Raw genomic sequence first — 8,533 nt, 5'->3', positions numbered from 1 at the left:
CAGCTACCGTAGCGCCGACGATATCGGCCCCTAGGTGCTGGGTTTGGCCGCGCTTTTCGGGTTGAGGCTGGTCAGGTGTCCGCTCTCCACACCCGCGGCCGGGTCGAGCTCGCAGTCGACGATCGCCGGCCCGTGGGATGCCAGCGCGTCGGTCAGGGCGGATTGGAGTTCGGCGGCGGTGGTGACGTGATAACCCTTGCCGCCGAAAGCCTCGGCGATCAACTCGTGGCGAGCATGCGGACTCAGCACGGTCGGCGCAGGCTCGTTGCCGGAAGTCTCGTCGCCCCGGTAAACGCCGCCGTTGTTGAGGATGACGACGGTGATCGGCAGCCGGTAGCGGCAGATCGTCTCGAATTCCATGCCGCTGAAGCCAAAGGCGCTGTCGCCCTCGATTGCCACCACCGGTTGGCCGGTCTCCACCGCGGCAGCGATGGCATAGCCCATGCCGATACCCATCACACCCCAGGTTCCGCTGTCCAGCCGGTGGCGCGGCAGCTGCATGTCGATCACGTTGCGGGCGACGTCCAACGCGTTGGCACCCTCGTTGACCACATACACCTCCGGATGTTGTTGCAGCACATCGCGAACCGCGCGCAGCGCATTGTGGAACCGCATCGGGTGCGGATCCTCGGCCAAGCGTTTGCGCATCACCGCGTCGTTGTGCGACCGGCGCTCGGCGAGTTCACCGGTCCACGCGGTCGGTGCGGTGATCGGATCAGCGCCCATGCGATCGAGCAATGCTGACATCACCGAGCCAATGTCGCCGGTCAGCGGCGCGGCGATCGGACGGTTGCTGTCGAATTCGGATGCCGCAGCATCGATCTGAATGAATTTGGCATCTGCCGACCACGGCGGCGACGCGCCATGACCCAACAACCAGTTCAGCCGGGCTCCGACCAGCATGACCACGTCTGCGCGGGCCAGCGCCAATGAGCGTGCCGCTGCCACCGACTGCGGGTGGGTGTCGGGCAGCAGCCCCTTGGCCATCGACATCGGCAGATACGGAATGCCGCTGGCTTGTACAAACTTCTGAATCACGTTGTCCGCCTGGGCGTAAGCCGCCCCTTTACCGAGGATAATCAGCGGTCGCTGCGCCTGAGCCAGTAACTGCACCGCACGATCGACCGCCTCGGGCGCCGGCAGTTGGGCTGGATCGGGGTCGACAACCCGCCAGATGCTGTTGGCCGCCGTCTGCGCATCGATGGCTTGTGCGAGCACGGCGCCCGGAATGTCGAGATAGACGCCGCCGGGGCGTCCGGAGGTCGCGGTGCGGATCGCGCGGGCGATACCCAGGCCGATGTCCTCCACCCGGCCGATCCGGTACGCCGCCTTCGCCAACGGTCGGGCCGCGGCGAGCTGATCGAGTTCCTCGTAGTCGCCACGTTGCATGTCCACCAGGTGCCGCTCGCTGGATCCCGCGATCTGGATCATCGGGAAACAGTTCGTCGTGGCGTTGGCCAGCGCAACCAGGCCGTTGAGAAAACCGGGCGCCGAGACAGTCAAGCAGACACCGGGCCGTCGGGTGAGAAACCCGGCGGCGGCCGCGGCGTTGCCCGCGGACGTCTCATGGCGGAAACCGATGAACCGGATCCCAGATTGCTGCGCGAGGCGCGCGAGATCGGTGATCGGGATGCCGACAAGGCCGTAGATGGTGTCGATGCCGTTGAGCTTGAGGGCGTCGACGAACACATGGAAGCCGTCGGTTAGTTCGGGAACTGCCGATTCAGTGCTCATGGTCTTCATTAGCGTACGGATATTGCACGGCTGCGCGACCTCCCGGCATCGTGTGAAGCATGACCGACCACCGGGCTGGTTCGAGCCCGCCTATCGCCGATCTGCTCGCGTCGACGGCAAGTCGCCACCCGCAGGCGCATGCGCTGGTCGTCACCGCCGACCGCATTCCGATCACTTACCGCGACCTGCTGCGCGTGGTCGACGACCTGGCCGTACAGCTGACCCAAGGCGGCCTGCTGCCCGGCGACCGGGTCGGGCTGCGGGCACCCAGTAGCGCCGAGTTCGTCGTCGGCTTACTGGCGGCTTCGCGTGCGGAGCTGGTCGTGGTCCCGCTGGATCCCGCATTGCCACTCGCCGACCAGCATGCCCGGATCACGTCCGCCGGCGGACGTGTGGTGTTGGTCGACGGAGACGCGGCGGGCGAAAACGGAGTCCTGCCGTACTGGCCGATCTCGGTGACGACGAGCGGTGGCGCCGTCACCGCGCATGTCGACACCGCGGCGGCGCCTGCCCCGGCGAGCACCGGACCGGATGGACTGCTGCCGGACGACGACGCGCTGATCATGTTCACCGGCGGCACCACCGGCGCCCCCAAGATGGTTCCGTGGACCCACCACAACGTCGCGACCTCAGTCGGCAACGTCGTCGCCAGCTATGAGCTCGGGCCCGACGATGCGACCGTCGCGGTGATGCCGCTGTTCCACGGGCATGGGCTGATTGCCGCGCTGCTGGCGACTCTGGCGTCGGGGGGGACGGTGCTGATCCCCGCTGGGGGGCGGTTTTCCGCGCACACGTTCGATGACGACGTTCGGGCGGCGCGCGCGACGTGGTTCACTGCGGTGCCGACGATTCACCAGATTCTGTTGGGCCGCAAGGGCACTGACACTGATCCGGAACGGGCCCGGCTGCGCTTCATCCGCAGTTGCAGCGCGGCGCTGAACCCGGAAACGGCGAAAGCGTTGCAGACGACGTTCGGGGCGTCGGTGCGGTCCGCATATGGCATGACCGAGGCCACCCACCAGATCGCAACCACCAGCCAGGACGAGACGGTGACAGCCGGCCTTATCGGCCAGTCGACGGGAGTGCACGTGCAAATCGTCGGCGACGACGGCCGCCCCTGTCCACCGGATGCCGTCGGAGAAATCTGGGTCCGCGGCCCCACTGTGGTTCGTGGATATCTGGCCAATCCGAGCGCAACCGAGCAAACGTTCACCGACGGATGGCTGCACACCGGCGATCTGGGCTCGCTATCGGAGACCGGAGAGCTGACGCTGCGTGGCCGCATCAAAGAACTCATCAACCGAGGCGGAGAGAAGATATCGCCGGAGCGAGTCGAAACCGTGCTAGCCGGTCACCCGAAGGTGTTGGAGGCGGCCGTCTTCGGTGTTCCGGATGAGCTTTACGGGGAGACAGTCGGTGGGGCGGTGGTGCCCGATCAAGATGCCCCTCCAACCGTTGCCGAACTCACCGCGTTCTGCCGGGAGCGGCTGGCCGCCTTCGAAGTGCCCACCAGCATCGCGCTGACCGACGAGCTTCCGCATACCGCGAAAGGTTCGGTGGACCGCCGAGCTGTGGCCGAAAAGTTCGGGAAGGGCGATTGACCGGTGCAGCCATTCGATTGGGACCTGCCGTACGCCTGGCCGCGCAAGCCGGTGCTGGCAAGCAACGTTGTGTGCACAACACAACCGCTTGCCGCCCAGGCGGGTCTTCGAATGCTCGCCGACGGTGGCAGCGCGGTCGACGCGGCCATCGCCACCGCGATCGCCCTTACGGTGGTAGAACCGGTCTCCAACGGCATCGGGTCGGACGCCTTCGCCATCGTGTGGGATGGTCGACAACTGCACGGACTGAACGCGTCGGGCCGTTCGCCTGCGGCGTGGACGCCAAAATTCTTCGGCGGCAACGGTGTACCCGCGCTGGGGTGGAACTCGGTGACCGTGCCCGGCGCGGTGTCGGGGTGGGTTGAACTGCACGCCAAGTTCGGCAAGCTGCCGTTTGAGCGGCTCTTCGAGCCGGCGATCTCCTACGGCCGCAACGGTTTTCTGGTTTCGCCGACGATCGCGCAGCAATGGGCCGCGATGGTTCCCTTGTTCGGGCCCCAGCCGGGATTCGCCGAGGCGTTCATGCGCGAGGGTAGGGCGCCGAAGCCCGGCGAACTGGTCACCCTGCCCGACCATGCGGCGACGCTGGAGGTGATCGCGGCGACCGACGGCGAGGCGTTCTATCGCGGCGAATTGGCGACGAAGATGGAAGCCCACGCCACGGCCAACGGCGGCGCCATGCGGGCCAGCGACCTCGCCGCACATCGTGCCGACTGGGTCGGGACGTTGGGCGGCGACTACCGCGGATACACCGTCCACGAGATACCGCCCAACGGCCAGGGCATCGTCGCGTTGATCGCGTTGGGCATCCTCGAAGAGTTCGACATGGCCTCGTTTCCAGTGGATTCCGCCGACAGCGTGCATCTGCAAATCGAAGCGGTGAAACTCGCTTTTGCCGACGCGCAGGCCTACGTCGCCGACATCGACCACATGGCTGTGCGCCCGGAACGGTTGCTGGACAAGGATTATCTGCGGGAGCGCGCGATGCTGATCGACCGCGACCGGGCGAAGCCGATGTCCGCCGGGACCCCGCGCGGGGGCACCGTGTATCTCACCGCCGCCGACTCCTCGGGAGTGATGGTGTCGATGATCCAGTCGAACTACATGGGGTTCGGCTCCGGCGTGGTGGTACCGGGCACCGGGATATCGTTGCAAAACCGCGGCGCGGATTTCGTTGTGACACCGGGACATCCGAACCAGGTCGGGCCGAGCAAACGGCCTTACCACACCATCATTCCCGGTTTTTTGAGTAGGGACGGCGCGCCGGTGCTGAGCTTCGGGGTGATGGGCGGGCCGATGCAGCCCCAGGGCCATGTACAAGTGGTGTCCCGCATCGTCGACCACGGCCAGAATCCGCAGGCGGCCTGCGACGGCCCGCGCTTTCGCTGGGTGCAGGGCTTGCAGGTGTGCTGCGAGGCCGGCTTTCCGCCGTCCACCCTCGACGATCTCCAGCGGCGCGGTCACCAGTTGGTCACTACGGACGACGACAACCAGTTCGGCAGCTGCCAGGCGATCTGGCGGCTCGACGACGGATATCTTGCGGTGAGCGACCCGCGCCGCGACGGCCAAGCCGCGGGTTTCTAAGGGTGCGTTGAACCGGTTATATCGATCAGCCGTCAGCGCTCGCTGTCGAGCATCGCCATTTGCGCGGCGTCGTACCGGTCACCGGCAGCGGCGCCCTTGGGTACCGCGAGTTCGATTGCGACAAGCTGATCATCGGTCAGTTCGACGTCCGCAGCGCCCAGCGCCTCGGCCAGCCGCTTGCGAGTGCGCGCGCCTACCAGCGGCACGATGTCATCACCCTGGGCTCTCACCCAGGCGATCGCGACCTGCGCCACTGAGATGCCGAGTTCTGCCGCCACCTCGCGTAGCCGCTCGACGAGGCCGAGATTGCGGTCGAGGTTGTCGCCGCTGAAACGCGGGTGATGCGAGCGGAAGTCGCCGGGGCCGCCGCTGTCGGGCGACCAGTGCCCACTGATCAAGCCACGCGACAGCACCCCGTAAGCGGTGACGCCGATGCCAAATTCGCGCAGAGTGGAGAGTATTTCGGCTTCGACGCCGCGGGATATCAACGAGTACTCAATCTGCAGATCGCTGATCGGATGCACCGCCTGGGCCCTTCTAATCGTCTCGGGGCCGACTTCGGACAGCCCGACATGGCGGACGTAACCCGTATCGATCATCTCCTTGATCGCACCGACGGTTTCTTCTATCGGGACCTGCGGGTCCAGCCGGGCGGGCCGGTAGACGTCGATGTAGTCGGTGCCCAGCCGACGCAGCGAGTAAGCCAGCGAGGTCTTCACCGCCGCCGGGCGCCCGTCGAACCCAAGAAATGCACCTTCGGGTGAGCGCTGGGCACCGAACTTGACGCTGATCTGCACCTGCTCGCGGTCGCGGCCGTCGAGGGCCTCGCGCAGCAGCATCTCGTTGTGGCCCATGCCGTAGAAGTCACCGGTGTCGAGCAGCGTGATGCCGGCGTCGAGTGCGGCATGGATGGTAGCGATGCATTCAGCGCGGTCGGTAGGTCCGTACGCATCGCTCATGCCCATGAGGCCGAGGCCGATCGCCGACGTCTTTCCGAGCGTTCCCAAGGTATTCGTCTTCACGGGTTCAGCTTGTACCGCGGCTGTGGTCGGCACCAGGGACCCGTGCATCCTGGGACTGGCGATCCCTGGCACACCGGATGCGAGTGGGCGAGGATGGCCGAATGGACCGCGACGCGTTGGCCGACTTCCTGCGGGGCCGCCGAGAGGCGCTGGCACCGGCCGCGGTCGGGCTGACTGCTGGGCCCCGTCGGCGGGCACGCGGCCTGCGCCGCGAGGAGGTGGCGCAGCTGACCGGCATGTCGGTCGACTACTACACCCGACTGGAACAGCGCCGCGGTCCGCAGCCCTCGACGCACATGCTGGCGGCGCTGGCCCGCACACTGCGCCTAAGTCTCGACGAACGCGACCACCTGTTCCGGCTCGCCGGTCATCCTGCACCCGAGCGGACAGCGTCGTCGACGTTTGTGCGGCCGGCGCTGATCCACGTACTCGATCAGCTTGACGACTGTGCCGCATTCGTTTGCTCCGACCTCGAAGTGTTCCTTGCCCAGAACCGGCTGTCGGTGCTGCTGACAGGTGACCACGTGGGCAGCGGAATTCAGGACAGCATGGCGTGGAAGTGGTTCCTCGGCTCGGGATTTCGCGAGCTGGTTCCGCCCGGGGAGCGTGATCACCAGGCTCGAGTCCGGGTGGCGGCCCTGCGGGCGGCCTGGTCGCGCCGTCGCGGTGACGCAGATGTTCGAACCCTTGTCGGCGAATTGCTGTCACGCAGTGATGAATTCCGGCAGCTGTGGGAGCGCCATGAGGTGGGAGTCCCGCCCGACGATCACAAAACGTTCATTCATCCGCGCGTCGGCAGCATCAGCCTGGACTGCGAGATCCTGGCCACCGCAGACGGGAACCAGCGGCTGGTTATCCTCAGCGCGCCGCCGGCGTCGGAGTCGTACGGCAAGCTGGAGCTGCTCGGCGTCCTGGGCGCGCAGGAAGTCGGCGCCTGAACCTCGCGCCGCCTACCGCTTCAGCGCGCTGCCTTCCCCACTGACCCCAGGGCACCGCAACTCATTGACCGATTGGGCCGACGATCTTGCCTTCGGCAGCTGCCAAGCCGATGTCGGTGCGAAAGTGGCTGCCGGGCAATCGAATCGACCTGAGAATGTCATAGGCGGCAGAACGGGCTTCGGCCAGGTCTGTCCCGGTGCCGACGACCGAGAGCACCCGACCGCCGGACGACACGATCGCGCCGTCGTCGCGGCGGGCCGTTCCGGCATGCAGTACCCCGTCGGCCTCCGATCCCACGATCACGTCACCGACCCGCGGCCGGCTCGGATAGTTTTCCGCCGCAAGCACTATCGTCACCGCCGTACCATCGCGCCAACGCAACTCACCGAAACTGGCCAGCTCGCCGGTGGCTGTCGCATGCAGCAATTGGCCCAGCGGGGAATCGAGCAATGCAAGAACCGACTGCGTTTCCGGATCGCCAAAGCGGCAGTTGAATTCGATTACCGCAGGCCCGTTGGACGTGACCGCCAGCCCGGCGTACAGCAGCCCGGAAAACGGGCTGCCGCGACGAACCAGTTCGGCCGCAACGGGTTCCACGATATCACTGACCATCGTCTGGTAGATGTCTGCGGGCAGCCACGGCACGGGCGCGTAGGCGCCCATGCCGCCGGTGTTGGGGCCGGTGTCCCCGTCACCGACTCGCTTGAAGTCCTGTGCGGCCAGCAATGGCACCACAGTCTGCCCGTCGACGAGGCAGAACAGCGACACTTCGGGACCGTCGAGGTAGGACTCCAGCAACACCGGATGTCCGGACTCCAGCAGGCTCGCGGCGTGAGCGCGCGCGGTGTCACGGCTGTGGGTGACCACCACACCCTTTCCGGCGGCCAGCCGGTCATCCTTCACCACCCAGGCAGGCTCGCCGGCGGCCGGTCCGAAACGGTCCAGCGCCGCATCCAAACGTGCTGGGCTATCGACGATCTCGCTGGCTGCGGTACGGACACCTGCAGCGGTCATCACATCTTTGGCGAAGGCTTTGGAGCCTTCAATCTGCGCCGCCGCCTTGCTGGGCCCGAAACAGGCGATACCGGCGTCACGCACCGCGTCGGCCACCCCGAGCACCAGCGGGACTTCCGGGCCGATGACCACCAGATCAGCCCGAACCTGGCGGGCCAACGCAACGACGTCATCGCCGGAGGTGATGTTGACATCGTGCTGATCGGCTATTGACGAGGTGCCGGCGTTGCCGGGTGCGATCGCCAGCGCCTCCACTTGGGGATCGGCGCGCAGCGCCAGCAGCAAGGCATGTTCGCGGGCACCGGACCCGATTACCAGGACGCGCACGAAAGGTCACTTTAGCCTGGCGACGATGCGCGCCGCGCCAGCAGCGGCGGTGGCGGGAAGTATGGCGGCCATACACTTGACAGCTTGGTGTATGGTCATGACAAGGGTGTGCTCCGACTCACCCAGGAAGGTGACCGCACGTGACGACAACACAGAGTGCCTGCCCGTTCGGAGCCGGTTTCGACTTCACCGATCCGGACATGCTGCAACGCCAGGTGCCGGCTGCCGAGTTCGCTGAGCTGCGCAGAACTGCGCCGGTCTGGTGGAACGAGCAGCCGGGTACCAATCTCTTTGACGACGGCGGGTATTGGG

6 protein-coding genes and 1 pseudogene are annotated in these 8,533 nt (G+C 66.4%); 4 read left to right on the top strand and 3 right to left on the bottom strand.

The annotated features are described in order from the left end of the window. Positions 1-30: 30 nt before the first annotated feature. Complete coding sequence (oxc, locus tag WBF82_RS15390; RefSeq protein WP_424383856.1) at positions 31-1,734, bottom strand: oxalyl-CoA decarboxylase; 1,704 nt, start codon at positions 1,732-1,734, stop codon at positions 31-33. A gap of 59 nt (positions 1,735-1,793) precedes the next feature. On the opposite strand from oxc, the gene WBF82_RS15385 reads away from it, so the two are divergent. Next, entirely contained in the window at positions 1,794-3,335 is a 1,542-nt protein-coding gene (locus WBF82_RS15385; RefSeq protein ID WP_424383855.1) for a FadD7 family fatty acid--CoA ligase, read from the top strand. A gap of 3 nt (positions 3,336-3,338) precedes the next feature. Beyond that, positions 3,339-4,919, top strand: coding sequence for a gamma-glutamyltransferase family protein (locus WBF82_RS15380; protein ID WP_424383854.1), 1,581 nt, complete (start codon positions 3,339-3,341; stop codon positions 4,917-4,919). Between the two features lie 32 nt (positions 4,920-4,951). On the opposite strand, the gene WBF82_RS15375 is transcribed toward WBF82_RS15380, so the two are convergent. Beyond that, positions 4,952-5,989 carry an aldo/keto reductase gene (locus WBF82_RS15375; RefSeq protein WP_424383853.1) on the bottom strand — a complete coding sequence of 346 codons (1,038 nt, stop codon included), beginning with the start codon at positions 5,987-5,989 and terminating at the stop codon, positions 4,952-4,954. Positions 5,990-6,042: 53 nt separating this feature from the next. Here WBF82_RS15375 and WBF82_RS15370 point away from each other — a divergent pair, with 53 nt between their 5' ends. After that, on the top strand, positions 6,043-6,879 hold the full coding sequence (locus WBF82_RS15370; RefSeq protein ID WP_424383852.1) for a helix-turn-helix transcriptional regulator: 837 nt from the start codon (positions 6,043-6,045) through the stop codon (positions 6,877-6,879). Between the two features lie 61 nt (positions 6,880-6,940). Here the strand turns inward: WBF82_RS15370 and purD are convergent, their stop codons facing one another. Continuing rightward, positions 6,941-8,221: a phosphoribosylamine--glycine ligase gene (gene purD / locus WBF82_RS15365; protein ID WP_424383851.1), complete on the bottom strand. Its 1,281-nt coding sequence runs from the start codon at positions 8,219-8,221 to the stop codon at positions 6,941-6,943. A 140-nt stretch (positions 8,222-8,361) separates the two neighbouring features. Here purD and WBF82_RS15360 point away from each other — a divergent pair. Further along, positions 8,362-8,533, top strand: a pseudogene (locus WBF82_RS15360) (steroid C27-monooxygenase); the annotation flags it as partial.

This window comes from Mycobacterium sp. (assembly GCF_049673265.1).
Lineage (GTDB): Bacteria > Actinomycetota > Actinomycetes > Mycobacteriales > Mycobacteriaceae > Mycobacterium.
This window is presented reverse-complemented; position numbering and strand designations above follow the sequence as displayed.

What these genes read in the sequence shown, in the direction of transcription:
- oxc (WP_424383856.1), bottom strand. Translation starts at nt 1,734, where the DNA reads ATGAGCACTGAATCGGCAGTTCCCGAACTAACCGACGGCTTCCATGTG.
- WBF82_RS15385 (WP_424383855.1), top strand. Translation starts at nt 1,794, where the DNA reads ATGACCGACCACCGGGCTGGTTCGAGCCCGCCTATCGCCGATCTGCTC.
- WBF82_RS15375 (WP_424383853.1), bottom strand. Translation starts at nt 5,989, where the DNA reads ATGCACGGGTCCCTGGTGCCGACCACAGCCGCGGTACAAGCTGAACCC.
- WBF82_RS15370 (WP_424383852.1), top strand. Translation starts at nt 6,043, where the DNA reads ATGGACCGCGACGCGTTGGCCGACTTCCTGCGGGGCCGCCGAGAGGCG.